22 protein-coding genes are annotated in these 24,720 nt (G+C 60.3%); 5 read left to right on the plus strand and 17 right to left on the minus strand.

What is annotated here, in order from left to right; genetic code table 11:
• Nucleotides 1–68: 68 nt before the first annotated feature.
• The 12 genes from AAE029_RS09910 to AAE029_RS09965 all read right to left on the minus strand — a co-directional run bounded on the left by AAE029_RS09910 (nucleotide 69) and on the right by AAE029_RS09965 (nucleotide 13,928).
• The gene (locus AAE029_RS09910) at nucleotides 69–1,274 is read right to left on the minus strand and encodes an ABC transporter substrate-binding protein (protein WP_371072657.1); all 1,206 of its coding nucleotides are present in this window, start codon (nucleotides 1,272–1,274) and stop codon (nucleotides 69–71) included.
• A 4-nt stretch (nucleotides 1,275–1,278) separates the two neighbouring features.
• A complete protein-coding gene (locus AAE029_RS09915) occupies nucleotides 1,279–3,720 on the minus strand; it encodes a TonB-dependent siderophore receptor (RefSeq protein ID WP_371072658.1) in 2,442 nt (813 codons plus the stop codon).
• A gap of 168 nt (nucleotides 3,721–3,888) precedes the next feature.
• Entirely contained in the window at nucleotides 3,889–4,902 is a 1,014-nt protein-coding gene (locus tag AAE029_RS09920) for a FecR domain-containing protein (RefSeq protein WP_371072659.1), read from the minus strand.
• 167 nt (nucleotides 4,903–5,069) lie between these two features.
• Nucleotides 5,070–5,585: an RNA polymerase sigma factor gene (locus AAE029_RS09925; RefSeq protein WP_371072660.1), complete on the minus strand. Its 516-nt coding sequence runs from the start codon at nucleotides 5,583–5,585 to the stop codon at nucleotides 5,070–5,072.
• 369 nt (nucleotides 5,586–5,954) lie between these two features.
• The gene (locus tag AAE029_RS09930) at nucleotides 5,955–7,238 is read right to left on the minus strand and encodes an FtsX-like permease family protein (RefSeq protein ID WP_371072661.1); all 1,284 of its coding nucleotides are present in this window, start codon (nucleotides 7,236–7,238) and stop codon (nucleotides 5,955–5,957) included.
• Entirely contained in the window at nucleotides 7,235–7,921 is a 687-nt protein-coding gene (locus AAE029_RS09935) for an ABC transporter ATP-binding protein (protein WP_371072662.1), read from the minus strand. The genes AAE029_RS09930 and AAE029_RS09935 overlap by 4 nt, the downstream gene beginning before the upstream one ends.
• Before the next feature lie 3 nt (nucleotides 7,922–7,924).
• Nucleotides 7,925–8,389, minus strand: a complete 465-nt coding sequence (locus AAE029_RS09940) for a hypothetical protein (protein ID WP_371072663.1) — start codon at nucleotides 8,387–8,389, stop codon at nucleotides 7,925–7,927.
• A 158-nt stretch (nucleotides 8,390–8,547) separates the two neighbouring features.
• The gene (locus AAE029_RS09945; protein WP_371072664.1) at nucleotides 8,548–10,302 is read right to left on the minus strand and encodes an alkaline phosphatase; all 1,755 of its coding nucleotides are present in this window, start codon (nucleotides 10,300–10,302) and stop codon (nucleotides 8,548–8,550) included.
• Between the two features lie 306 nt (nucleotides 10,303–10,608).
• Complete coding sequence (locus AAE029_RS09950; protein ID WP_371072665.1) at nucleotides 10,609–11,637, minus strand: aldo/keto reductase; 1,029 nt, start codon at nucleotides 11,635–11,637, stop codon at nucleotides 10,609–10,611.
• Nucleotides 11,638–11,654: 17 nt separating this feature from the next.
• A complete protein-coding gene (locus AAE029_RS09955) occupies nucleotides 11,655–12,413 on the minus strand; it encodes a 2-keto-4-pentenoate hydratase (protein WP_371072666.1) in 759 nt (252 codons plus the stop codon).
• A 197-nt stretch (nucleotides 12,414–12,610) separates the two neighbouring features.
• Nucleotides 12,611–12,862, minus strand: coding sequence for a hypothetical protein (locus AAE029_RS09960; RefSeq protein WP_371072667.1), 252 nt, complete (start codon nucleotides 12,860–12,862; stop codon nucleotides 12,611–12,613).
• A 196-nt stretch (nucleotides 12,863–13,058) separates the two neighbouring features.
• Nucleotides 13,059–13,928 carry a helix-turn-helix domain-containing protein gene (locus AAE029_RS09965; RefSeq protein WP_371072668.1) on the minus strand — a complete coding sequence of 290 codons (870 nt, stop codon included), beginning with the start codon at nucleotides 13,926–13,928 and terminating at the stop codon, nucleotides 13,059–13,061.
• A 173-nt stretch (nucleotides 13,929–14,101) separates the two neighbouring features.
• On the opposite strand from AAE029_RS09965, the gene AAE029_RS09970 reads away from it, so the two are divergent.
• Nucleotides 14,102–14,989: a DMT family transporter gene (locus AAE029_RS09970; RefSeq protein WP_371072669.1), complete on the plus strand. Its 888-nt coding sequence runs from the start codon at nucleotides 14,102–14,104 to the stop codon at nucleotides 14,987–14,989.
• Here AAE029_RS09970 and AAE029_RS09975 read toward each other — a convergent pair.
• Entirely contained in the window at nucleotides 14,890–15,816 is a 927-nt protein-coding gene (locus AAE029_RS09975; protein ID WP_371072670.1) for a helix-turn-helix domain-containing protein, read from the minus strand. The two genes, AAE029_RS09970 and AAE029_RS09975, sit on opposite strands and share 100 nt — an antisense overlap.
• Before the next feature lie 98 nt (nucleotides 15,817–15,914).
• Between AAE029_RS09975 and AAE029_RS09980 the strand changes: the two genes are divergently transcribed.
• Both AAE029_RS09980 and dinB read left to right on the plus strand, forming a co-directional pair.
• The gene (locus AAE029_RS09980; protein WP_371072671.1) at nucleotides 15,915–16,493 is read left to right on the plus strand and encodes a LysE family translocator; all 579 of its coding nucleotides are present in this window, start codon (nucleotides 15,915–15,917) and stop codon (nucleotides 16,491–16,493) included.
• Nucleotides 16,494–16,730: 237 nt separating this feature from the next.
• Entirely contained in the window at nucleotides 16,731–17,822 is a 1,092-nt protein-coding gene (gene dinB / locus AAE029_RS09985) for a DNA polymerase IV (protein WP_371072672.1), read from the plus strand.
• Between the two features lie 347 nt (nucleotides 17,823–18,169).
• On the opposite strand, the gene AAE029_RS09990 is transcribed toward dinB, so the two are convergent.
• From AAE029_RS09990 to AAE029_RS10005, 4 genes are all read right to left on the minus strand, one after another.
• Nucleotides 18,170–18,316, minus strand: a complete 147-nt coding sequence (locus AAE029_RS09990; protein ID WP_371072673.1) for a DUF1127 domain-containing protein — start codon at nucleotides 18,314–18,316, stop codon at nucleotides 18,170–18,172.
• Between the two features lie 239 nt (nucleotides 18,317–18,555).
• The gene (locus tag AAE029_RS09995) at nucleotides 18,556–19,512 is read right to left on the minus strand and encodes an NAD-dependent epimerase/dehydratase family protein (protein WP_371072674.1); all 957 of its coding nucleotides are present in this window, start codon (nucleotides 19,510–19,512) and stop codon (nucleotides 18,556–18,558) included.
• Between the two features lie 480 nt (nucleotides 19,513–19,992).
• Nucleotides 19,993–20,460: a phage regulatory CII family protein gene (locus tag AAE029_RS10000; RefSeq protein WP_371072675.1), complete on the minus strand. Its 468-nt coding sequence runs from the start codon at nucleotides 20,458–20,460 to the stop codon at nucleotides 19,993–19,995.
• 484 nt (nucleotides 20,461–20,944) lie between these two features.
• Nucleotides 20,945–21,796 carry an alpha/beta fold hydrolase gene (locus AAE029_RS10005; protein WP_371072676.1) on the minus strand — a complete coding sequence of 284 codons (852 nt, stop codon included), beginning with the start codon at nucleotides 21,794–21,796 and terminating at the stop codon, nucleotides 20,945–20,947.
• Nucleotides 21,797–22,076: 280 nt separating this feature from the next.
• Between AAE029_RS10005 and AAE029_RS10010 the strand changes: the two genes are divergently transcribed.
• Nucleotides 22,077–24,017, plus strand: a complete 1,941-nt coding sequence (locus AAE029_RS10010; RefSeq protein ID WP_371072677.1) for a BTAD domain-containing putative transcriptional regulator — start codon at nucleotides 22,077–22,079, stop codon at nucleotides 24,015–24,017.
• 92 nt (nucleotides 24,018–24,109) lie between these two features.
• The gene (locus AAE029_RS10015; protein ID WP_371072678.1) at nucleotides 24,110–24,271 is read left to right on the plus strand and encodes a hypothetical protein; all 162 of its coding nucleotides are present in this window, start codon (nucleotides 24,110–24,112) and stop codon (nucleotides 24,269–24,271) included.
• The last annotated feature ends 449 nt before the right edge of the window (nucleotides 24,272–24,720 follow it).

The following is a 24,720-nucleotide window of genomic DNA, read 5'->3' on the forward strand; positions in this document are numbered from 1 at the left end:
GTCCGTCGACCATGATCTGCAGTTATCTCGGCGGACGCCGCGGCCACGGGTTTCGGGGGCCGCCATGGTCATTGAGCTTTTGCATCGCCCGCAGGCGATTCCAGATCGGCCCAATAGGTTCCATCCATCGGAACCGCCAGGAATCTCCGGTTGATCTCCGCGAGCGTGCGCTGCGGATCGAGATCCGCAAAAAGGTCCGGATGAAACCATTTCGCCATCACTTCCGCCGCGACCACATTGGTCGGTGAATGAAAGAAGAAGAGCCACAGGGCATGAGCACGGCCCGAGGCGAAAGCACCGAGTGAACCGATACCCGGCTCATTCCTGGTGCCCTCCAGAGCGGATTGAACCGTCGCCTGCGGAGCGCCGGGCCCGATCGCAAAACCACCGCTGCCGGGAAGGTCCGCGCCGCCAGCGGCGATATAGACGTCGGGGTTCTGCGACAGGACATATTCGAGGCTGACTTGGCCGGTCATGCCTCTGACCACCGGTTTGGCGATGTTTTCGCCACCGGCGAATTCGATGAACTCACCAACGCGACCGCCAGCCGACCAGCAACATTCCCAGCCACCGGCGCGGGCATGCAGGAAAACCCTGGAAGGAGCAACGCTGGCGGCGGTCAGCCGGTCGGCTATGCGCTGCATGTGACTTTCGTAAAAATCGACATAGGCCTCTGCGCGCTCCTCCCGCCCGATCGCCTTGCCCAGCATCCTGATGCTCGGGACGGTGTTCTTCAGCGGATCATTGAAAAAATCGAGATAGGCGACGGCGACGCCAGCGGCGCTCAATTGCGTTTCCAAGCTGCTGGAAACGCCGAACCAGAGCGGGATGATGACGAGGTCCGGTTCAAGGCTCAGCGCTTTTTCGACCGAGAACGTGTCGGCGGTTGTTCCGCCGACACGAGGAATGTCTTCGATGGCGGGGAAACGCTGCCTGTATTGATCGTAAGTTGCCGGATCGTACCGCAACAGGTTCTCGGCCCAGCCGACAACCTGTTCAGTGGGATCCGGCTCCAGGAGGCTCAGTGCCGTGATCAGCTGCCCGTCGGCCAGAACAATGCGGCGGGCCGGACGAGGCAAGTCCACCTGACGTCCCGCGATGTCGGTGAAGGTCACGGCCTGGGCATTTACCGCGGGCGCAGCGAAAAAGATCGGCGCCAGGCTCGCAAGGATCAGCATGCAGCGCGCGGCGTAAAGTACGACGATCGACGCGAGACGGCAGCACCACGAACCGTGGATCGTGCTTGCCCCAAACAGGAAGCCTAAGCCGAACAAGGCGCTACCACTGGTACTTGAGCGTACCCGTTATGGTGCGCCCGTTGCCGTAGAAGCATGAATTCTCGTTCCAGCAGGATGAGACATACTTCTTGTCGAAGAGATTGATCGCATTGAGCGACAGCTGCAGTCCCTTCATGTCGGGATTCACCTTGCCGAAATCATAACGCAACGCCGCGTCGACAAGCGTGTAGGATGGAACCTTCAGCGAATTGGCGGCATCTCCATAGGACGATCCGACATAGCGCACGCCGCCGCCAAGGCTGAGGCCATCCAGCGGACCATCGTCGAATTCATAGTTTGCCCACAAAGATGCGAGTTGGCTCGGCACGCCATAGGGCCGCTTGCCTTGGAAGTTCGTATCCCTCGTATTTTCGATGTCGACGTAGGAATAGGAGCCGGTCAGGCTGAAATTGTCGGTGAGGTTTACGTGGGCCTCCAGTTCGACACCTCGCGACCGTACCTCGCCGGTCTGGACGGAGGCATAGGGATGCGACGTGTCGGGGTCCGCTGTCTTGACGTTCTGCTGGGTGATGTCGAACAAGGATGCCGTGACAAAGCTTCTCCAGCCATCCGGCTGATACTTGATGCCGACTTCGTACTGCTCGCCCTTCGTCGGTTTGAACGGGTTTCCGAACCAGTCCGTACCAAGCACCGGCTCGAAGGACGTCGAGTAGCTCGCATAGGGGGCGAGGCCGTTGTCGAAATTATACATGAGCGCGGCACGCCAGGAGAAAGCCTTGTCCGATTGCGGGACAAATTCCGGAGCGTAGTTGTTGCGCGTTTCGGCATCGACCCAGTCGCCCCGAATGCCTGTCAGCAGCGACAGTCCGCCCCATTTCATCTGGTCCTGCAGGTAGACACCGACCTGGCTAAGCTTCTGGTCGGTCGCATAGTCCAGGCTCGGCGAAGCGATATTCTGGTAGTAGACGGGATTGAGCACGTCCAGCGGATCGACGGCGCCATAGCCCATCAGCACGTCGGCACTGTTGTGACGGTAGTCCACTCCAAACAACGCCGTGTGCTCGACCTCTCCGGTCCCAAATTCCGCCTGCGCCTGATTGTCGACGGCAAAACCGTCAAAGGACTCGATCGACTGGATCGACTGTCTGGAAAGTTCCGTCGGCGTCAGCCAGCCGTTCTGGAAAACCGATTTGTAGTCGTAGTCGGCGTGCATGAAGCGCAGGTTCTGCCGCACCGTCCAGATATCGTTGAAACGATGTTCGAACTCGTAGCCCAGTGCGTATTGCTCGCGCCTCGACTCGTCGAAATTCGGATCGGCCTCGGTAAAATGGCGAGGCAATTTACCCCAGGATGCGTCGACGACCGTGCCGACATAGGGCAGATAGTTGAAATTGCCGGCGTTCGGGTCGCGTTGGGCATTGCTCAGGATGGTAAGCTTGGTATCGGCATCCGGCTGCCAGGTCAGTGCAGGAGAAATCGAGAGCCGCTGATCTTCGGCGAAATCGACCTGCGAATTGGCATCGCGTCCGACTCCGGTGAGACGGTAGAGCAGCGTGTCGTCCTCGTTGAGCGGACCGCTGAAGTCGAAACCAACCTGCTTGCGCTCGAACGTACCATACTGGACCTCGATCTCGTGCAGCGGTTCACTGGTCGGTCGCTTGCTCCAGAGGTTCACGACCCCTCCAGGATTGACGGCGCCATAGAGGATCGACGAGGGGCCTTTCAGAACTTCCACCCTCTCGAGCATATAGGGGTCGATTGACGGCGCTATGTAGTATATGCCGCGGGGCATGCGCAGCCCGTCCATCAATCCGATCCAGTTTGCTTCCGAGCCGCCGGGCGAACCGAAGCCGCGGATATTCGGATAATCGTATCGTCCCGTGCGCGTTTCGGCGGCGACACCCGGCGTATAGCGCAGCGCCTCGGAAATCGTCTTGGAATTCTGGTCTTCGATCTGCTTGCGCGTGATGACGGAGACGGATTGCGGTGTCTCGATCAGCGGCGTCCCGGTCTTGGTGGCGGTTTGCGAATCCGCTGCGATATAGCCATCGGTCGGCCCGAATGGAGACTGCGATCCTTCGATGGTGATGGGAGCGAGCATGGTCGAGCCATCACTTGCAGCGTCTACGCTTGCAGTCGGTGGATCCACCAAAGCCGCGCTCGTTGGTCCGGTGATACGAATATGTATGCCGGTTCCAGCAAGCATCGCCTGAAGGGCCTGGCTTGGCGACATTGTGCCCGACACCGCTTTTGTGCTGGTCGAGCGCGCCAGCTGCGACGAGTAGCCCACCTGCCATCCTGTTACGCGGCTGAAGGCATCGACGGCCGAGGCAAGCGATTGCGCGGGAATAGAGAACCGAAGGGATTGGCTGGCGCTCGCCGGCTCTGACGTCTGAGCCATCGCAATCGGAGGAGCCATGAGTGCGGCACAGCCCAGGATCGACGAACTCAGCAGTGCCGACGCCAGGTGTTGTCTTGTCACTTTCCTCTTGCGCGCGACCGCAGCCCCGTTACCACGCGCCTTCCCCAACCCTGCCATGCGATTAAGCCCTCACGTCCGATTAGAGGACTGCCATCGCACCGTGCGAGAACTCTGCCCTCGACAGCAATGACGATGACGGGTGGTAGTCGTCACAAAAAAAGTTGATTTTTACCGCAAGATTAGGAGGCCACCCGGCAGACGGGTTACGGCAGCGCCGGCGGAAGTCGCCAAGGTGCGGATCGCGGCTTCCGGATCGTCAATGCGATAATTGCCGCTGACCATCCGATTGCCGACGCGATTCGTCATCACGACAACGGAGCCGGCGTAATAACGCTTGAGATCGGCAAGCGCCGTGCGGAACGGTCTGTCGTGAAAGACGATGCGGCCGTCGCGCCAAGCGAGAGATTGCGCGGGATCTGCATCGCGGACCGGCGAAAGGCCGACCGCGGTGGCGACAACCATCTGGCTGGGTTTTAGCAAGGCGAGATCGGCTTTGTTCGCCGTACGACGCACCTCGATACTGCCACGTTCGAGAACGACCAGATCCTCCTGGTCGTCGGTCCGGACACCGAACGCGGTGCCCTTGACTTCGACCTCGGAGAAATGCCCCGCCACGACGAAGGGGTGAGCTGCGTCGTGGCGAACGTCAAAAAACGCTTCGCCTTCCAGGAGAGAGACACGACGACGGCCGCCCTCGAAGTCGATGGCGATGGCGGAAGCCGTATTCAGGGTGACAGCCGAGCCATCAGGAAGGGAGACCGTCTGACGTTCGCCGGTCGTGGTCATGTAGTCAGAGCGCCAGTGGAGCATCAGCGTCGGATATTGCTGCCATCCCACCGCAACCAGCAACGCGGCGGCGATCGCAGACAAGCCCGAGACCCACCTCCGCGCATACCTGCGCCGCGGCGGCAAGGCAACAACCACCTGAGAGTTGGCTCTAAGGCCCAACCGTTCCGCATCCTTTTCGGTTGCTTTGCGCAGGGACGGCATCGCGTGCAACTGGGAAAGTCTTGCGAAGGCTTCGCCCCTGTCGGGGTCGCCCTCCCTCCAGCGATCGAACTCCGCCATAGTAGCGGCGTCATTGTCTTCGCGCAGGCGCATGAACCAGTCCAGCGCCTCGTCCGTTGCCGGATCGGGATGCTTGTAACCAGGTCTGGAATCCCCTGCTCGTTCGTGTCCCACTCAGGCCATCCGCCGGTCGTTAATTCGGGCGCTCTTGCTCGTGAGACGTTTGACGGGCGCCGCCGTCACAAAAATCGCCTCCGCGGCCGCTGAACCAGCCGTTCGAGAAGGTCCGTATACTCCCTGAAAGGACGCCACGACACTCGGCTCCCTATCGGCAAAAGGCATCAGCTTCGGTCCAGGCGGGCAAGCACATCGTGGCAATGTCCCATGATAAGTTTGATGTCGTTATAGACGGTATTACGCGAAACGCCGAGATGTTCGGCAATCCGCGCGTAAGTCCAGCCTTCAAGCTGGGAGAGCGCCCAGGCTTTACGCGCCCTTTCAGGCAGGCCTCGCAGGGCTTCGTCGAACAGACGAAGCTGTTCCCGCTCGATCATCGCCTCTTCGGCGGAAGGCGCCTCGAAGGCCACGTTCTCGATCTCGTTTCCGCTGACGCCGATCTCTTCATATCGCTCGCGAACTTTGCGTCGGCGTTGATGATCAAGCGCCAGATTTCGGGCCGTCTGGTAGAGGAACCCTTCGAGATGGTCGATCCTGTTCGTCTCAAGGGCCTTGCATGCCCTGAGATAAGCTTCCTGCGCCAGATCCTCCGCTGTTTGCCTGTCACGCACGATCTTGAGGACAGAACCGACCAGCGAGCTTCTGTTCAGCAGAAAGATGTTGCTCAGGGCTGCCAGCATCCCGCCCGCTCTGACGTTGCCTCGCCGCGGTCCAGATGAACGGGAGACATGACTGCCCAAAACAACCGCGAGGAATCCAGCTCGTTTCGATTGAATATTTTCTTCCCAATGAGCCAGCTAAATCCCACGATCGATATGTACCCGTATTCCAATCGCCCAATAATATGCTCAACGGAATAAAATCTGGTGGATTATTGTCAAGTTATTAAATCATCGATTGCCGGCCTCTCGGTATGGAACCAAAAGAAAGCTGCTCGACAGCATCGGGCTAGATGTCTGACCCCAGGCCTTGATAGTCCATCCTCGTCTGCCGCTTCAAAGGATGCGCTGCGGCCAGGTTCGTCATGGCAACGCCCTGCACTCAACGGATCATGAACGCAGCGCCGCGGCGGGGCTCGTTCTGAGTGCGGCCAGCGCGGGCACGAGCGAGACTACGGCGGCGGTGATGACGAAACCCACCGCAAATCGCATGTCCTCCACCGAGAACTCCACCGGCAGCCTCACCGCGGTCGCCGCCGTCAGCCGCGCCGAGACCACTTCGGCGACGATAAAGCCGAGACCGCCGCCGAGAATGATGCCGGCTAGAAACAACAGGAACAGTTCACCCCAGACCAGCCAGACCACCGCACGCATCGGTGCACCGAGCGCCCGAAGCGCCCCGATCTGCCGCCGCCGCGAGCCGATATGCATGATCGCGACCAACAGGATCGCCGCAACGACGATGCCCTGCGTGCCGATGGCGATCGCGAGCAACAGGCTGCGCGCATCGCCGAGCGTCCCGTAAAGCCGCGTCAGCACTTCGGCCGGAAAGACGGCGAGCGTCGTTTCCGTCCGGTATTCCTGCCGCAGCCGGTAGGCGTCGGCGATCGTTTTCGGTTTGACGAGAACAGCCGGCACGCCCGGCGTGTCCTCAGTGAAATGCTCGTCAAGCGCAGCATCGGGATCGACGTGGCCGTGATGATGCTCGCGCTCCCGCGCACCGGCTTCTGGCGCGTGGTCACCATCCGCGTGGTCTTCTTCGCCGTGCTCATGCGCGTGTTCTTCCGCGCCACCCATACCGTGAAGCTCCCAGACGGTGCGGATCGGCACGAGGATCGCCCGGTCCCAGGCTGTGCCCGTCGGCGTCATCCTGCCCGTCACCCGGTAGACGACCTCCGTGTGAGTCTCGCCGCCCGTCTCGATCGTGCCATGCATCGGCTTTAGCTCCGCGCCAGGCGACATCGGCACATCCGCGCCGACCACCGCCTCGCCCAACCGCGCAAACGGGACGCCCTCTGCAAGCGCTGGCGAAAGTGCCGAAACGAGCGCCGTCGTCGTCCCCACGATCGGAAAACCGAAGGAGGAATCGCCGAAGCCGACAGGTGCGGCAAGCGCCACGCGCGGATCGCCGGAAAGCTTCTCCAGCACCTTGCCGGACATGAGTGGCAGCGGCGCGGGCTGCAGGAACACCGCCGAGAGCGCAAGCTGCGTCTCGCTGCCGGAAGCGCCGACCAGAAGATCGAATTTTTCTGCCGCCCGGGCGCTACCAAGTCGCACCGCCCGCTCCTGTAGCGTCACGACCACGGAAAGCGCGACAGAGAGGGCGATCAGCACGACCACGGCGACTGCCCCTCCCTTGAACCGTCTGAGATCGGCGAGAATGAAGGCGATCATGCCGCTTGAGCCTCCCCGCTATCTTCCGCGATCACGCCACCGACAAGACGAATGCGCCGGTCGAGCCGTTCGGTGAGCGCCGGATCGTGAGTGACGATGATGAGGGTTGCGCCCTCCTCCCGCGAAAGCCTGACCAGGAGATCCGCCACCTCCTCGCCAGTGCGGCGGTCGAGGCTCGCGGTCGGCTCGTCGGCGACAACCACGCCCGGCTTGGAAAGCAGCGCGCGGGCGACGGCGACGCGCTGCATCTCGCCGCGCGAAAGCGTCTCGATTTTCTGGTCCGGCCGGGCAATGCCGGTGGCGTCGAGAAGGGCGCGGGCGCGCTCCGCCTCCTCGCGCCTCAACCGGCGCGCCAGCCTGATCGGCAAGACGACATTGTCGAAGGCCGAGAGGCCGGGAAAGAGATGGAAATCCTGCATCACCAAGCCGATATGTCCGGCGCGGTAAGCGTCGCGGCGAATGGCGGAAAGGCGGGTAATGTCCGTGCCGTTCCAGGATACGGAGCCCCGTGTCACGCGCTCCAGCCCGGTGATGGCGTTGACCAGCGTGCTCTTGCCCGACCCGGACGCGCCGGTGACGGCAAGCCGCCCGCCGGTCGGAAGATGAAAGCGGTCGATGGAAAGAACCGGGTCGGCGAGACCGGGAAAGCGCAACTCCAGGCCGGAAATGTCGAGTGAAAGCATGCGTTACACCGTCTCAAACGAGGCGTCGCGCAGGCGCAACTGGCTGACGAACCCGGTTTCCGGATCGACCCAGGATCCGAACTCGAGCATGCCGCGCGCGGTGATCGGAGCATTGAACTGCACGAAGGTCTGCTTACGCGCCAGATAGACGACCACGATGTTGTCCGGCCAGTCGGCGTCGGAAGAGCAGAACGGGCAGAGCGACATCGGAATTTCGGTAAGCACGAAGAAGGCGGCTTCCGCCTTGAGCGGCGGCGCCATGAACCCATTGACCGCGACCTCCCGCCCCTTCAGCTGCTTCACTTTGTCGGAGAATTCCAGGCCGAGAACACCGAAGCTCTTGTAGAGCTCGTTGAAACCGAGCCTTTCTTCGGCGAGGACCCGTCGCACAGGCAAAACCGCAAGTGAGGCCACCAACGCGCCGAGCATCTGCCGCCTCTTCATCGGGCCAAAGGTTTTTTCCGTCATCGCCAGATTCCTTGCCTCGTCATACCACGCCCACGACCTCATCCTTCACGGGGAAAGGCAGGGCTGCGGGCGGGAAACCGCACACGCTTCCTCGTCCCGCCGCAATAACACGAACAGGCGGCACACGGCCGCCTGCCCATTGTGTGGGACAAAAGCCCTTAGTTCGTGGCTGCGCCCAACGCGAAGGCATCGACCAGCACGCGGTAGACGTCGCTCTGTTCCATGTAGCCGCGGAAGCCTTCAGCGCCCGGGCCGACAGCCTGCAGAACCACGTCGTCCACGGAGTGGACGCCACTGTCGCCTTCCTTCGGAATGTTGCCCTGCACGAAGACCGCGCCGGGGACGTTCTTGTAGGCTTCGTTGGCGACATATTCCTTCTTCTCGTTCTGTACGGCCGGAACGAACGGACCATCGAGCTTCGGACGGAAGGTTTCATAGTGGTCCGGGCCGTTGTTGGCGGCCATGAACAGGCGGCGAGAAACATCGACGCGATCCGGATAGCCGTCGCCGTCCTTGTCTTCATAGTTCGGGAAGCCGGCGTCGTCGTAGGTGCCGACCTTCTCGCGCATTTCCTCGCCTGGCTTGTCGTCGTCGACAGTGCCGATGATCCCGACGCCGTGGGTATGGTCACCGGTGACCACGATCAGCGTGTCGGGGTTCTTGGCCTGGAATTCACGGGCGACGGCAATGGCTTTGTCGAACTCGATCGTGTCGACCACCGAGCGCTCCCAGTCGAGGGGATGGCTGGCCTTGTCGATGGACGAGCCTTCAACCATCAGGAAGAAGCCTTCGGGATTCTTAGAGAGCTTGTCGAGGGCGGCCTTGGTCATGTCCACGAGACCAGGCTGGTTCGGGAACTTGTCGACCGTGCCCTTCTTGAGCTGCATGCGGTCCAGCGCGAAGTCCAGGTTGCCGGTGTGGAACAGGCCGAGCAGCCTCTCCTGGTTCGAGCCGGCGGCAGCGGCAAGGTCCGTCTTGTCGGTTGCCAGCGCATAGCCGGCATCCTTGAACAGGGCGATGTAATCCTTGTCGTCCTTGCGCTTGGAACCAGGGACGTCCTTGGCGAGGAAATAGGCCGAGCCGCCGCCAAGCAGCACGTCAGGCTTCACCTTGTAGAACATACCGACGATATCGGCCTTGTCGTTGCGGCTGCGGGTGTGGGAAACGAGAGCCGATGGCGTCGCATCCTCCACTTCGGAGGTGGCGACGATGCCGAGCGACTTCTTCGTGGTGCGGCGCAGCGCTTCGCCCATGGTCTCGACCTTCGGGTCGTCCAGGGTGGCCGGCGTGCGATCGGCATAGACGCCGAGCGCGTTCACGCGCGCCTTGTGGCCGGTCATGTAGGCCGACATGGTGTTGGCGCTGTCGGTGGCGATCGCATGGGTCGAGGACGTGCCGATGAAGGCAACCGGCGGAACATCGTCCATGGCGAGGCGACCATTGGCCTTGCCCTCGGTCATGCCCTTGGACATGATGCGAGCAGCCGTGCGATGGGCGACCGACAGACCGTCGCCGAGCAGGAAGATGATGTTCTTGGCCTTGGGCTGGGCGGCAGTCGCGTAGACATCCCAGTTTACCGTCTTTGTCTCGTCGCCGGCCGAAACCTCGATCTTGTAGGCGCCGGCCTTGGCGATGGTCAGATCGCGCAGGATCAGGGCGGAGCCGAGAATCTTGTCTTCCTTGCCCTTTTCCTCGGCGATGAAGTCAGCCTTCTTGCCGAACACGGCGTCATAGGCTTCCCCGTTCACCGTGACCTTGACGTCTTCCGGCTTCACGACCTTGGAGAATTCGACCTTGAAATCAAAAGGCGAGCCGGCGAGCACGGTGGCGCGATCGAGCGGATAGACAGTGGCGGCATTGGCTGCGCCGACGAGCATCGTCGCCGATGCCAGGGCAAGAAGGAGTTTACGCATGGTCGGACCTCGCTGTTGCGGTTCTTCGAGAACCACTCCTTAGGAAGTCCACGTGACATTGATATTACAGAAGTTGAAGATCAGGATGTATACCCGTCCTTCGGCATAAAAAATTGATTGTAATCGGATACTTTTATCTTCGAATGATCCGGTGATGATCGCTCTGCGCTTCCGGCAAGACTCAGTTCACCAAAAGCGAGAGATTTTCCAGCTATTTATACCCCCTCTGCGAAGGAGGCTGCAATGCGCGATCATATCGAATGATCGCGCAAGCGCTTCGCGGCAAAGCCTATCGGTCAGCGGGCGTTAGCTCCGCGGTTCGGGCAGACGACGGCCGCGCGTAGCGGCGTCGCCCGGCGCGATATAGGCCGGTGCGAAGCGAGCCTGATAGGGCTCTTCGAGGCTCGCTACTTCCTCGGTTGAGAGGCTCAGACCGAGTGCGGCGATCGCGTCGTCGACATGCGAAAGCTTGCTGGCGCCGACGATCGGCGCGGTGATTTCACTCTTTTGCAGGGTCCAGGCGAGCGCGATCTGCGCCATCGGCACACCGCGCTTCTGCGACAGGGACTGCACGGCGGCAACGACGTCCATCGCTCCGCCTTCCGTCCTTTCATACATGGTCTTGTTGAAGCGGTCCGTCTGGTTGCGTTTGGTAACCTCGCCCCACGGTCGGGCGAGCTTGCCGCCGCCAAGAGGGCTCCACGGGATGACGCCTACTCCCTGGTCGGCGCAGAGCGGCAGCATCTCACGCTCTTCCTCGCGAAACAGCAGGTTCACCTCGTTCTGCATCGAGACGAAGCGCGTCCAGCCGTTGAGATCTGCCGTATAGAGTGCCTTTGCAAATTGCCAGGCATACATCGACGAGGCGCCGATATAGCGCACCTTGCCGGCTTTGACGAGGTCGTGCAGCGCTTCCAGGGTCTCCTCGATCGGCGTGAAATAGTCCCAGCGATGGATCTGATAGAGATCGACATAATCGGTCTGCAATCGGCGCAGGCTGTTGTCGATCTCGGCAAAGATCGATTTACGGCTGAGACCCGCTCCGTTCGGCCCTTCCGACATGCGGTTGAATACCTTTGTTGCGAGTACGAAACTGTCGCGGCTGCCGAGCTTCTTCAGCATGCGGCCCGTCAGTTCCTCGCTGGTCCCGGCAGCATAGATATTGGCCGTGTCGTAGAAATTGATGCCGGCCTCGAAGGCGCGCTTGAACAGCGGCCAGGCCTCTTCGTCCTGCAGGATCCAGGGACGACTGTCATCCGGTATGCCGAAAGACATACAGCCTAAGCATAGCCGGCTAACTTCTAGGCCGGTCTTTCCAAGTCGCGTATAGTCCATGATCACTCCTCCGACGATTAGATAAGGCTTATCGCGATCGTGCCGAGCGCTCCGAAATCCGCGGTGATCCGATCGCCCGGCTGACCGATCGGCAAGTTGACACGAGAGCCGGTGATAATGATCTGGCCGGCCTTCAATCCGCCATGGCGCCGGGCACGAGTATTTGCGAGCCATGTCAAGGCGGTGACTATCTCCGTCTTCGACGCTCCGCGATCGACCTCAAGCACCCTGTCTCCGCCTATGCCTAGGCGAATGGGAAGCGTCGAGAAGTCGATCTTGCGCCAATCCTTGTCTTCAGGACCGGCGACAACAGCGGAGTTGTTCTGCAGATCGGCCACCGCCAGCAACGGCGGTATAACGAAACTTCTGTTGAAGCGGGTGCCCAGGACTTCCAGCGCGGGGCGGGCCGCGGCGATCGCGGCTTCGATCTCCTCATCGGTATAATTTCTGTCACGCGGCGGCAGATCGCTGCCGATGCTCACGGCGACTTCCGCCTCGACGATCGTCGCCATCGTGCGCTCCATGCCAAGTGGTTCGTCGGGCAATCGATAGGCGGAGGCAAGCAGAGGCGAGCAGAGTGGATCAGGACCGGCATCGGCCGCAATCTTCCAGCCGCCGATCTCCTCACCGCTCTGCGCGATCAGCGCGTCCTGGATCGCAAAGGCGGTCTCGCGATCCGCAGGAATATACTCGCTAGAAAGTCCTTCCAGACGGAAGCCATTCCTGCGCGCATCAAGCAGATGCTTCGCGGCCGCGTCGATACGGTTGCTGGTCACGATTGTCCTCCGCGGCTGGCACCTGCTCGATCAAGGTGGACTTGACGTCCACTCCTCCGACCTGCAGGCGAGCGTGGAAATCCGATTGGATATGGGATTTTTGAAGTATGCGAGGGCTTGCGCTTGAGGTCAAGCGGCAAAAGTGGGCATCACCCGTCCGAGCAGGTGCGGCGCGAAAAATTGGCTCCAAAGGCTCCTTATCCTCCGAGGACATCGGCGCTGATATCATCAGCCTCTTCGATGGGAGCTGAAGCGGAAGTTACTCGACCGGACGATCGCTCCCGTAGCAGCGCAGCATATAGCTGGCGAATGTCGGCCATTTCAAGCTCCCCGGCGATCCACTGCTCGATCCACCTGAGAAATCGCGGATCCTGCTCGAGCGGCAGCTCCGCATTGCGGATACGGTCGAGAGCTTTTTGCATGGCTAGACGGCGGTGTTCGATGATCATGGCGACGCTCTTAGCCGATTCGAGAAGGCGCGCATGTGGATTTTATGCGAATGATCATACGGTCAGTACGTCAGACACAGATTTTCAATGGACTGCTCCGGGTCCCCGCCAGCCGGATGGAGATATGCGGTGGACGTCGGCGTCAGCAGAAGGGATGAGTGCAAGGAGCAGCGCGGCCCCTCAACTCGGCCTGCACTCAGCTATAGAGGTTCCGCCATTCGCCCGGCGTAATTCCGGTGGCTGACCTGAACGCTTTCGTGAAATGGCTTTGTGACGCATAGCCGCAGGCCAGCGCCACCTGCACAAGCTCGATGCTTCCTGAGCGCAATAGGTTCCTGGCCCTCTCGACGCGGCGCTCGGCCAGGTAACGGTGTGGCGGCATCCCGAAGCTGATGCGAAACATCTTGGCGAAATGGAAGGTGCTCAGCCCAGCCTCGGACGCGAGTTGGTCGAGCGTCAACGCTTGCTCCAGATGCGCCTCGATATGGTCGACGATCCTGCGACGGACCGATGGCGAAAGACCGCCGCGGACGATCTCCCGTTCCGCCCGCCTGATATGGCGCCTGAGCGTATGATGGATCAGAAGATGGCAGGCCAAGTCGAGCGCCACACGGTCGCTCCTCTCGTTCCAATCGAGCGGCAGGACACCACCGCGCACGATCATCGACATGGCCGGATCATCCACAAAGGTGAGATCCATGAGATCGACATGCCGCGGATCGACGTCAAAGGCCGTGAGCGCCTGATAGGCCAGAACCTCCGGATCGATGTAGAGGTGGAACATTCTGATCGGGCCGCCGATAAGCCATCGGCTTTCGTGTCCTGCCGGGAGCAGGCACAGCTTGTCCGGTGCGCCGCCGGAAATCTGCCCGTCCTCGCGAACGACCCTTTCCCCGCCGGAGAGATAGATGCTGAGCGTGTGGTGGCCGGGCCGATCGTAGCAGGCGCGGTTGTCGCGGTTGCTCCATTCGGCGACCGACAGGCCGCGACCGGCCGACCCCGCACGCTCAAGATGTGCGCCGGTTCTGGCGAGAGCTTCGCTGACGCTCGGGCTATTCTTCTCCATTCTCCACCAATGCGAACTCTGTTCGGGAATCTCAAGGCCGATCGCGCTTTGTGCAGTGCCCCAGCCTGAAAAAGCCCAAGAATGTGCAATGGCACCCCAAAGCCTGAGCAGACAAGGGCTCATTATCCGGGCACTGGGTCATCATATTTCAAGCAACCACCGGAAAATGACCCGTGATCACCTTCTATTATGCCTTGACCGTCTTCATCTGGGGAACCACCTGGATCGCCATCAAGAACCAGCTCGGCGCGGTACCGATCGAGGCATCGATCGCCTACCGCTTCGCGCTCGCCGCAGCGGTGCTGTTCCTCGTCCTCAAACTGACGCGCAGGCTTCATCCCATTCCCGCCCGGCACCAGCCCTATGTCATCCTGCAGGCCCTTTGCCTGTTCTCTTGCAACTTTATCTGCTTTTACATCGCCACGAACTACATTCCGAGCGGCATCGTCTCGGTGGTCTTCTCCGCGGCTACGATCTTCAATCTGATCAATGCATTCCTGGTCCACGGCAGGCGTCCCGCGCCGCGGATTCTTGCCGGCGCCGCAATCGGCGTGGCGGGCATAACCTGCCTGTTTTGGGAGACGGTGGCAGGCGCAGCTCTGGACCACGAAACGGCCATCGGCCTGGCGCTTGCGCTGCTCGGAACATGGTTTTTCTCCGCGGGCAATCTCGTGGCCGCGCGCAATCAGAGCCACGGCCTGCCCGTGGCATCGGTCAATGCCTGGGCGATGCTCTATGGAGCTACAATCGTTTCCCTTTTCGCCCTGGCGCGAGGCGTTCCCTTCACCTTCGATCTTTCACCCGTCTATGTCGGCTCGCTGCTCTATCTCGCCATTCCCGGTTCAGTCATCGGTTTTACGACCTATCTCACCGTGGTGCACAGGCTAGGGCCGGAAAGGGCGGCTTACATGACAGTGCTCTTTCCGGTCGTGGCGCTTACGGTCTCCATGCTCCTCGAGGGCTATCGCATGACACCGCTTGCGGGGGTCGGGCTTGCGGCCGTGCTGCTGGGCAACTTGCTGGTCCTCGCCCGAAAGCCGGCTTCACCAAAGACCGCCTGAAAGTCCCGCTGCAGCGCATCGTGCTCCCGATCCGCCGCCCTTGCGAAATTGACCCATCGTCCCGGCGTCAGACCGTAAGCCTGCCTGAACGCTCTCGTCATGTGCGCCTGGTCAGTGAAGCCACATGCAAGGGCCGCCTCTACGATGGTATTGCCGCTCTGGATCAGATGTTGGGCCTGCTCCAGGCGGCGCAAGAGATTGAACCGCGCCAGGCTGACTCCGAAGTGCATGCGGAACTGCCGCGCAAGTTCCCATCGCGACAAGCCGACGTGATGTTCGAGTTCGGCCATGGAAACGCGCCTGTCGCGTGGCTCGTGCAATAAAGCTTCCGCGCGTCGCAGGGCGGCTTGATCGAGGCGGAGCGAGTGCATGCCTTGATCCCCGCTCAGGTCCCGCATGGCAAGCGCCAAGGCGGAGATCGCGGAAACTGAACCGATCTCTGGATCAACGGGAGCCAGCATCAGCAAGTCTCGGATAGCGGTAACTAACCGAGGATCGGATGAGACCGGATCACGAACGAACGGCAATGCCGCTCCTTCGAGCGCATCCCGAACGAGTCCGGGGCTTACATAGGCGATGGAATATCCGAAACCGGCATCGGTGCCCGCACGCCCGTCATGTCGCTCGTCGGGATGCAGGACGAAGCCGAATCCGCACCCGCTTCCATGGGAGACGCCGCGATAGTCGAAGGCTTGGACACCATGCGTCGTGATGCCTACGGCGTAGGTATCATGTCTGTGCGGTGAGAACGTGAACCCCTGGAACCGCGCCTGCATCCGCGCGATCCCGGGCAATGCCTCAGTGTGATTGACGAGCCATTCGGCCATGTTCGCACAGAAATACAATACTTGGGGTAGTTCCGACCTTAAAGGCTAGCTGAGTATTCAACAACGTCATGAGAACGGGCATGGATACGGCCCAAGCATTGGCATTCCTGTTGTTTGCTTTCATCGCGGCGGTGACGCCCGGCCCCAGTAACACGATGATCCTGTCCACGGGTGCCGCTGTCGGCACGTTGCGAGGGCTTGCCTGTCCAATCGGCGCCTCGCTCGGGATGGGTTCGATGATTGTGCTCAGCGCCTTTGGCGTCGGAGAAATCGTTGCCGCCGCGCCGGTGATCGTGGTTGCAATGAAGATAGCCGGCTCGCTCTTCCTGCTTTGGCTTGCCTGGAGGATCGTCAATGCGGGAACGTTGGAGGATGGCACACAGGCAAGAGCGACGGGATTTGTGAATGCATTCCTTTTCCAATGGTTGAATCCGAAGGGCTGGCTCGTCGCCCTGAGTGCCGGCAGTACCTATTTTACTCCCACGCTACAGGGTGAATTCCACGCGGCGCTCCAGATGGGGGTGCTTTTCGCCGCCGCAGCTCTTCCCGCAGGCATGATCTGGCTTGGAATGGGGGCATTGATCGCGCGTTTTCTCAGCAATCAAGATTCGGCGAAAATCTTCAACATCGCTATGGCTTCACTGCTGGCTGCGTCGGTGATCTTAGTCTGGCGATAGGGCGACCCCGATCGTCTTCCATCTCCGTGAAGGTCTTTACGGGATGGTATCTGCTTGAGGGAAACGAATTTGTTCTATATTCGTTCACAATACATTGGTGAGCCAGTCTGCATGTTCTGACCTGAGGGGCGCATGGCGATCGGTTGCTAAAGAATGAGCACGCGGATAGCGGACAGATGCGATGCATATTTCCCATGTCTGGCCGAGGGCATATCATCGTCCGGTGGAAGCTGAGATATGAATGGCGACAATCCGGCTGCGCGGCGACGGAAGATAATCCATATCGACATGGATGCCTTCTACGCGTCGGTCGAGCAGCGCGACAATCCTGAGCTTCGTGGAATGCCGGTCGCCGTCGGCGGCTCGGCGGCGCGTGGCGTCGTCGCCGCGGCCAGCTATGAGGCGCGTAAGTTCGGCGTCCACTCCGCCATGCCGTCGGTGACCGCAAAGCGCAAATGTCCCGATCTGATCTTTGTAAGACCCCGATTCGATGTCTATCGGGCAGTGTCGCTGCAAATCCGCGAGATCTTCGCCGAATACACGCCGATGGTCGAGCCGCTATCGCTCGATGAAGCCTATCTCGACGTCACCGAGAACCTGAAAGGCATGGAAATTGCCACCGAGATCGCCGCGGAAATCCGGGCAAAGATCAAGGCTGCGACAGGGCTGACGGCATCGGCCGGCGTCAGCTACAATAAGTTCCTGGCCAAGATGGCAAGCGATCAGCGCAAACCGGACGGCCTCTTCGTTATCACGCCGAAGACCGGTCCGCTCTTCGTCGAGGCACTGCCCGTAAAGAAATTCCATGGCGTCGGGCCGGCAACAGCCGAAAAGATGCATCGGTTCGGCATCGAGACGGGAGCCGACCTGAAGACGAAGGAACTTGATTTTCTGATCGAGCATTTCGGCAAATCGGGACCTTACTTTTACGGGATTGCCAGGGGGATCGACAATCGCGAGGTCAAGCCGAACCGTGTGCGCAAATCCATCGGCGCCGAGGATACATTCGCCGAAGATCTTCAGCGCTACGAGCCGGCTCGCGAAGGAATCCAGCCGCTGATCGAAAAGGTCTGGAGCTATTGCGACGCCAACGACATTGCGGCCAAGACGGTGACACTGAAGGTCAAATATTCCGATTTCCGGCAGATTACCCGCAGCAAGACCGTATCCGCGCCGCTTGCCTCCATGTCCGAGCTGGAGGAGATCATCAGCTTTTTGCTGCAGCCGATATTTCCGCTCCGCAAGGGCATTCGGCTTCTGGGTGTTACTCTCTCCTCCCTTGAGCGGCAGGTCCGGCAAGTGGCACCCCAGCTTGCTCTTCCGCTCTGAATAGTAGCGGAAAACAAAAAGCCTGCCGCGGGAGGAGGTGCGGCAGGCTTTCCAAAATAACCGAACAGCGGCTCGGGAGGAGGAAGAACCACTGTTCCGCAGGAAGCCCTGGGAGGAGGAGTAGGCCGCCTGCATGTTCGAAACGATGTGGGAGGAGGTACATCGCTTCGACGCGTGGAGATATAGCTGGATTTTTGCTTAGCATTTCTTTGCAGGCCAGGCATGCGCTATGCGAAGATCGGGAAGCTCATGACCGCGGATCCCTCTCGAAATCACAAAACAAAAGCGCCCGCTCGTAACGAGGCAGGCGCTTGGCGACATCGGATATTGGGTGGCGCGAGCAGACGTTAGCGAGCAACGGCGGCCCGGGCGACGGAGCGGATTTCGCTGCGGTCGATACCGAGGTCATTGAGCTCGCGGGTCGACATGCGACCAAGTTCCGCAACGGTTTGACGATACTTGCGCCAGTTGTTGAAGGAGCGTGCTACGTTCATGATGATCCCCTTTCCTTGGGCTTCGAAGCCAGCTGCCAGTCCGTGGCGCTTCGTTTGCTTCGATGACCCTCATATAAGCGGCACCTGCTCAAAATTGCAGCGCCAAGGCATCACCTCAGCCATGCGCAAAGCGCATAACTATGACTTCGTATGTTTTTAATGTGCCGTTTCGCAAAGCGCCGCCTTCAATAGGGAAACGGACTGAAATTCCGGCGGATGTCCCGCACTGACTGCTTTGCTCAGAGGTGCAGTCGCCCATTGGCGATCAGCCATTCCACCGCCTCCTGCACTGCCTGCAGCGATGTATAGCGTGGCGTGAAGCCAAGCAGGCGCTTGGACTTTTCCATCGAACAGTTCGGGCTGCGGCTGATGTGTTCCCACGTGGCCCTCGCCTCTTCCGGTGGCCGGCTTTCCGCCCATCGGTCGTAGGACAAGAATTCCAGCTTCGGCTCCTGACCGAACCAGCGTGCCATGGCCTCGGCATAGCCACGGAGCGTCAGCGCCTTTTCCGACACGGCATGGAAGCTTTCGCCGACCGAGGCGTTCCAATTCGCGATAGCGCTCATGAAGAGGCTGGCGACGTCATCGGCGTGGACGTGGTGCACCGTCTCCAGGCCGAAATTTGGTAGCTCCAATGTCTCACCGCGTGCGAGCGTGGAAAAAACCGCGGGGTTGAAGTGGCCGGCGGGATTCAACGGGTTCCACCCAGGTCCAACGATATGGCCGGGATGGATCAGGGTCGCCGGAAACTTCTCCAGCCGCGCCTTCTCCAGAAGATAGGCCTCGATTGCGGCCTTCTTTTCTCCATAGTCGCCGAAGGGCTTCTTCGGCGCGTCTTCTGGCGTCGGTACCGTTACGGAAAAGCCATGCGTCCAGATGGTGCCGGTATGAAGAAAATGGCTGACCCGGCCGGCAAGCGCCTCGACAAGCTGCCTGGCGCTTTCCAGCGTGAAGCAGATCATGTCGATGACGATCTCACCCTTCAGCGCCTGGATCTCCTTGCCGAACTTGCCGTCCTCCTCGAGTGCGGCCCTGTCCATCTGCAGGCGTTCGACGCTTTGCCAGGCCCGGTGCGGCCGGTAGGGCTCGGCCTGACCGCGGCTGATGGCAGTCACCCGGTGTCCTGCCTCGACGAGCCGCGGCACCAGATAAGTGCCCACATGTCCTGTTGCTCCAATGACGATCACGCGTGCCATACAGGTTCCTCCAGGTTTGAAAAATGATCGCCCGCAAGATCTGTAGCGGCTCCCGACATCGGCAATTGCCACTTCGGATGGAACGATGCCCCGAGCTGCGAAAATTCCGCTGAATGGTCCGCTGTCAAAATCCAGGAGCGCGTTTTGATGTGCTCGCGCAGGTCGCGACGGTATGAGAACGGGCCCTTCAGCCGTGTTTGTCCCTTGCATGCCACCCGTATCCACAGCCCTCCGCGAGTACATGCGGGTCGTTCGCGAATTAAACGCCAGCAAGCTGCTGCTTCTTTCCATCGAAAAAAGGCTGCGTGCGGCCGGCAGCCCCGCACACAAGGCACGGCTGAAACAGCGCAGACGCGCGGTCGAAGATCGAATGCGACTTCTTCGCCAGGAAGGCGAGGACTGGCTCCGGCGGCTTCGGGGGGAGGGCCGAAGCGACTAGAGCGGGATGCCGAAAACCGCGCACGTTTTCAGCATCCCGCTCTAGCGCGAGCCTCCGTTGATCTGCAGGCGAAGCGAGGCCAGTGCGCGCTCCGTGTCGTCGATCTCGTTGAGCACGAGAGCGTCCTTCTGATGATCGAGGCCCCCTCCGGCAAGGGCCGCGTCAACAAGCTCGAGAACATCGGTCGCTTCCACGACTACACGGGTGGCGCCCCGCTGGATGGCATACGAACTCGCGTCCTGGTGACGTGCCTGCCCATCCAAAACGAGGCGCTCGGCCGCGACAAAGCGTGTCCCGTCGAGAAGGTAGGACACAAGCCTCGGATCGGGGACCACCCTGATCAGTCCGCGGATCTCCTCGGCCGAGAAGCAGGTGCGGCCGACCAGCCGCGAATGAAGGGCTGCATAACCCATGCCCATAGCGGCGGCTGCCGCTTCGAGCGTAGGCTTCTTCTCTACGACGAGGATTGTATAGGCGATATTTGCAAAGTCGCGTCCCCGGTCGGTCATGGATCCCTCCTTCGATGAACTCCTGGGTGGTCCACATCTCAGCAGGATACGGGGAAGTTGCGCCTTGGGGAAGTACAAGAGAAAGACGTCAAAACCGATGGCTCATTTTGATGGCGGGCGGACAAGGACGAGGGTAGTTGCTATCGGCCGTGGGCAGCCACCCCTCGCTTGCGGTGGAAAGGCTGTCATGTCCGTGCTTCGGGCAGGCAGCCGGACCGCAATGATGAGCAAGAAGCAAATAACGGGGCTGCCCGACCTCAGAGCGGGATGCCGAAAACTATGCGCGTTTTCAGACGACATCCCGCTCTATCTTTTGATCTAGAAACGAATTCAGATTCAGGTCGATTCAACCTGAAATCATCCGGCTCTGATGCGGGACCGCCGTCCAGCCTCGACGACAAGTGCATGCGCCAGGTGGGGCCGCCGAGGTGACGTTACCCAGTACCAGATGGCCGGGATGGCCGGCCACAATTGCCGGCCTCCATCACTTCCCGGCCATGGCGTCCCGGATCATCGCATCATATCCTGCAGGATCCTGCAGCATGGCAAAATGGCTGGCATCCTTGAGGATGACGAGCTTCGCCCCGGGGATTTCCCTGGCCATCATCTCCGTATGGTCGAGCTTGACCGCCTCGTCGTGATCACCAATCGCAAGCGTCACTGGAACGGTGATCTTGGCGAGATCTGTCGCCGTCCATGCCGGCTGGCTTGCCCACATCGCCGAAATCTGGTTGACGAAGGCGTCGTATTCGTTCGGCGTTGACGAGAGCTTCCTATAATATTCGCCGGCGACGTTGATGTAGTCGTTGAAGGTCTTGTTGTTCATGACGTCGGGCTTCACGCCGTCCACAGTCACATTGGCGGCCTGGGCAATGACGCGTGCCAGCTTCTCGGGATGCTTCATCGCCATGTCGATACCGATGATCCCGCCATCCGACCATCCGACCAGAGTCACCTTGCCGATCTTCAGATGGTCGAGCAAGGTCACATAGTCCGAGGTCATGAGATCGTAGCCGAAGGGCTCGGCGTTCCGGGTCGAGCGCCCGTGTCCGCGACTGTCGGCGACGATCACCAGATGGTCCTTGGCGAAATCTGCCACCTGGTGGCCCCAGACGTCGGCATTACCGAGACCGCCATGGATGAACAGGATTGGATCGCCGGCGCCGTATTCGGCATAGTACATCTTGATGCCGTTGACCTCGGCCATGCCACTGGTCTTGGCCACCGGCATCGGAGGAAAAGCGGGCAGTTCAGCCCAGCGTTCGGCCGAGCCGGCATCTGCTGCCGAGAGGATCGTCGATGCGAAAACGGCTATCGCGAGTGCTAAAGAACGCATGGCTTTTTCCTGGCTTCGGCGGCCCTTTCGCCGCGGGTAGAAAAACATAGCGTAACACCGGCAATCGACAATCGTCTGCCCTTCGTAAAGACCTGGGCGGCCGCAAGGACGATATGAACGACACGAGCCGGAACCTGCCTCCACAGAAGTACCCCTTGGCTGCCTGAAACAGCCCCTTTTCCGAAGGCGAACGATGGGGCATCAAAATGATACAGACACCTTGCGCTTGGCAGTATAGTATCCGCACGAAGTATACTTTAACAAACAGCACAGCCCACCTATGACGTCGACGAAAACGCGCAGGCTACGGCTGTTCGGCCCGCCTTCGCTCGAGATCGACGGCGTTTTGCTGAACCTGCCGGAGAAAACCTACTTCCTTCTGGCCGTGCTGGTTGCCTCGCCAGCATCGATGATCGACCGCAACACGGCGCGGGTGCTTCTCTGGCCGTCGCAATCGCCGGAGAAAAGGGCAAACAGCCTTCGTCAGTTGTTGGCCAGAATCTTCAAATCACTGGGCCCGGACTTGCATGCGCTGCTGACCGTCAACCAGGACCGCATCATTCTCGACAGGACCCTCTGCGAAATCGATCTTGCCGATCTCTTGAATAGTGTCGGACAGGAGGTGCGCCCACAATGGAGCCTGCTCGACGGCGAGCTCCTCGAGGGCATGCCTTCACCAACGGGTGAAGCAGAGGAGTGGCTGTCGGATATGCGCCAGCGCATTGCCGACTGGCGAATCCGTCATCTCGAAACGCTTCTCGAAAATCCCGACATCATCGGCTCTTCGAACCTGCCCTCGCTTGCCGAGCGATTGATCATGCTCGATCAGACCAATGAAAGCGCTTCGCGGGCACTCATGCGCCATTATAATGAAAGGGGCGATCTTGCATCCATGCGGCGGGCCTACTTCACGTGCAGGAACCGTCTGAGGGTTGAAATTGGGGCCGATCCCGAGCAAGCGACCACCCAGCTTGCCAGGGATCTTGGTATTCTCGGCGACGATCCGTTGCACCGGACCGAGCCAGTCATCCGCAAAAGCGACAAGATCGCCTCTGAGCAGCCGCGCGTCGTGATCCTTCCTCCCGAGGCGATCGTCAGCGATCCGCTGATCCAGCGGCTCGGACGGGTTTTGCTCGAAGACGTCACGATCAGCCTCAGCCACCAGCGCGTTTTCAAGATCATCGCTGCGCATACGAGTTTCGCACTGATCGACCAGTCGATCGGAGGCGATCATCTGCGGTCGGCGGTTCGCGAACTCGACTTTGACTATTCGGTCTATGTCACTATTCAGGGAGACGGTGAGGCGCTGTTAGCCACTTGCCGATTAACGAAGGTAGGCACCGGCGAGGTACTCTGGGCGATCGACTTGCCCCTCGACCTGCAGAAACTGAGTGCTTCGTTTTCGACCCTTGCGCGACGCATATCGTCCTCGCTGACGGACGTGATCGAACGCGAGGAACTGGCGACGTCGCTCGATGATGTCGATCCCTCGGCCTATCGGCTCTATCTCGAGGGCAAGCGCCATCTCGCCGGCACAGACCTCCAGGCCCTGCGACAAGCTCGAAAATGGTTCAAGTCGGCCGTCAGACGCTGCGACGCGTTTTCGCCGGCGCATGCCGGGATTTCCCGTTCCCTTGGAATGGAATGGCTTGTCAGGGGCATGAAGGACAATGAACTCCTCGGCGATGCCAACCAATATGCCCGCGCCTCGCGCGATCGCGACCCCGGCAGCGGCCGAGCGTATCGTGAACTCGGCTTCATCGCACTCTACCGCCGTCGATTTGACGAAAGCCTGGAACTCTTCGAGCAGGCCCAAAGTCTCAATCCGAGCGACGCCGACGTCCTGGTGGACTTTTCCGATGCCCTTTCCCACGCGGGCGATCTCGACAAAGCGCTGGAACTCGGCCTGTCCGCCTTCCGGCTGAACCCACTTCCGCCCGATTATTACTATTGGATTTTGGGCTCCACCTATTACGTGCGGCAGGAATATGAAAAGGCGATCAAGACGATCGAGCCTGTCAAGGAAAAGCTCGCAACCGCCCGCCTGCTTGCGGCCTGTCACGCCATGGCCGGCAACATCTCCGAGGCACGCCGCTATGCGGGCGTCGTCCTGGAGAATTTTCCGGATTTTCGCAGCGAGGACATCCGCCATTTTGTCCCCGACCGCAACCCTGAGCATGCTGATCTTTTGATCCGGGGCCTCCAACTGGCCGGCCTTTAGTAGAACACCTCAAATTCGGTCACGGTGAAGTCACACCCTGTGTAGTGCTCTTCTTCGCGCAACGCAGCGCACGCTGCGCAACAGTGGAGGAAATGATGAAAACCAAGCTTAAATCAGTGGAGACTGTCAACGACGTCGCGTCTGTTGCAACGATCCGGCTGTCGCCTGCGGCAAAGGCCTTGGCTGAACGCAAACAGATTGATCTGGCACCGAACGCCCTGAGCCAGATCACACATGCTATGCGCTTCCGCTAGAGGCGGATGATTTCGGGTCGAATCAACCTGAAATCTGAATCCGCCTCCAATCAAAAATCAGTAGCGGGATGTCGCCCGAGAGCCACACACTTTTCGGCATCCCGCTCTGATGCATGTCGCGCAAAAGTGTGCAGCGGTTTAGCGGCAACGACATGCATGAAAACAGCAGCCTAAAGCTGTTGCGTGAACCTACCTTCACGCGACCGGTTTTAGCCCTGCTCGCCCGAGGCCTGCTGATGGCGGTCTCGGGTCGCCTTGCCATGGCGCGCTTTTTTCCCGAAGGCAAATCGAGCGCCTTCCGCCGCCTGTCACGCCTGCGTCACGCTGACTCTGCTCTTATCATCGAGGACGGGCTTCGCACGACCGAAGCAGGGTGGAAAAGAGTATTGACGATCATGCACACAGCAGAGAATTCGCCGACGGGGCTATCCGTAAGAGCCGCTGCTATA

Source organism: Sinorhizobium sp. CB7 (assembly GCF_041357635.1).
Taxonomy (GTDB): domain Bacteria; phylum Pseudomonadota; class Alphaproteobacteria; order Rhizobiales; family Rhizobiaceae; genus Rhizobium.

What these genes read in the sequence shown, in the direction of transcription:
- AAE029_RS09925 (WP_371072660.1), bottom strand. Translation starts at nt 5,585, where the DNA reads ATGCTGGCAGCCCTGAGCAACATCTTTCTGCTGAACAGAAGCTCGCTG.
- AAE029_RS09930 (WP_371072661.1), bottom strand. Translation starts at nt 7,238, where the DNA reads ATGATCGCCTTCATTCTCGCCGATCTCAGACGGTTCAAGGGAGGGGCA.
- AAE029_RS09935 (WP_371072662.1), bottom strand. Translation starts at nt 7,921, where the DNA reads ATGCTTTCACTCGACATTTCCGGCCTGGAGTTGCGCTTTCCCGGTCTC.
- AAE029_RS09940 (WP_371072663.1), bottom strand. Translation starts at nt 8,389, where the DNA reads ATGACGGAAAAAACCTTTGGCCCGATGAAGAGGCGGCAGATGCTCGGC.
- AAE029_RS09945 (WP_371072664.1), bottom strand. Translation starts at nt 10,302, where the DNA reads ATGCGTAAACTCCTTCTTGCCCTGGCATCGGCGACGATGCTCGTCGGC.
- AAE029_RS09950 (WP_371072665.1), bottom strand. Translation starts at nt 11,637, where the DNA reads ATGGACTATACGCGACTTGGAAAGACCGGCCTAGAAGTTAGCCGGCTA.
- AAE029_RS09960 (WP_371072667.1), bottom strand. Translation starts at nt 12,862, where the DNA reads ATGATCATCGAACACCGCCGTCTAGCCATGCAAAAAGCTCTCGACCGT.
- AAE029_RS09965 (WP_371072668.1), bottom strand. Translation starts at nt 13,928, where the DNA reads ATGGAGAAGAATAGCCCGAGCGTCAGCGAAGCTCTCGCCAGAACCGGC.
- AAE029_RS09975 (WP_371072670.1), bottom strand. Translation starts at nt 15,816, where the DNA reads ATGGCCGAATGGCTCGTCAATCACACTGAGGCATTGCCCGGGATCGCG.
- dinB (WP_371072672.1), top strand. Translation starts at nt 16,731, where the DNA reads ATGAATGGCGACAATCCGGCTGCGCGGCGACGGAAGATAATCCATATC.
- AAE029_RS09990 (WP_371072673.1), bottom strand. Translation starts at nt 18,316, where the DNA reads ATGAACGTAGCACGCTCCTTCAACAACTGGCGCAAGTATCGTCAAACC.
- AAE029_RS09995 (WP_371072674.1), bottom strand. Translation starts at nt 19,512, where the DNA reads ATGGCACGCGTGATCGTCATTGGAGCAACAGGACATGTGGGCACTTAT.
- AAE029_RS10000 (WP_371072675.1), bottom strand. Translation starts at nt 20,460, where the DNA reads ATGACCGACCGGGGACGCGACTTTGCAAATATCGCCTATACAATCCTC.
- AAE029_RS10005 (WP_371072676.1), bottom strand. Translation starts at nt 21,796, where the DNA reads ATGCGTTCTTTAGCACTCGCGATAGCCGTTTTCGCATCGACGATCCTC.
- AAE029_RS10010 (WP_371072677.1), top strand. Translation starts at nt 22,077, where the DNA reads ATGACGTCGACGAAAACGCGCAGGCTACGGCTGTTCGGCCCGCCTTCG.
- AAE029_RS10015 (WP_371072678.1), top strand. Translation starts at nt 24,110, where the DNA reads ATGATGAAAACCAAGCTTAAATCAGTGGAGACTGTCAACGACGTCGCG.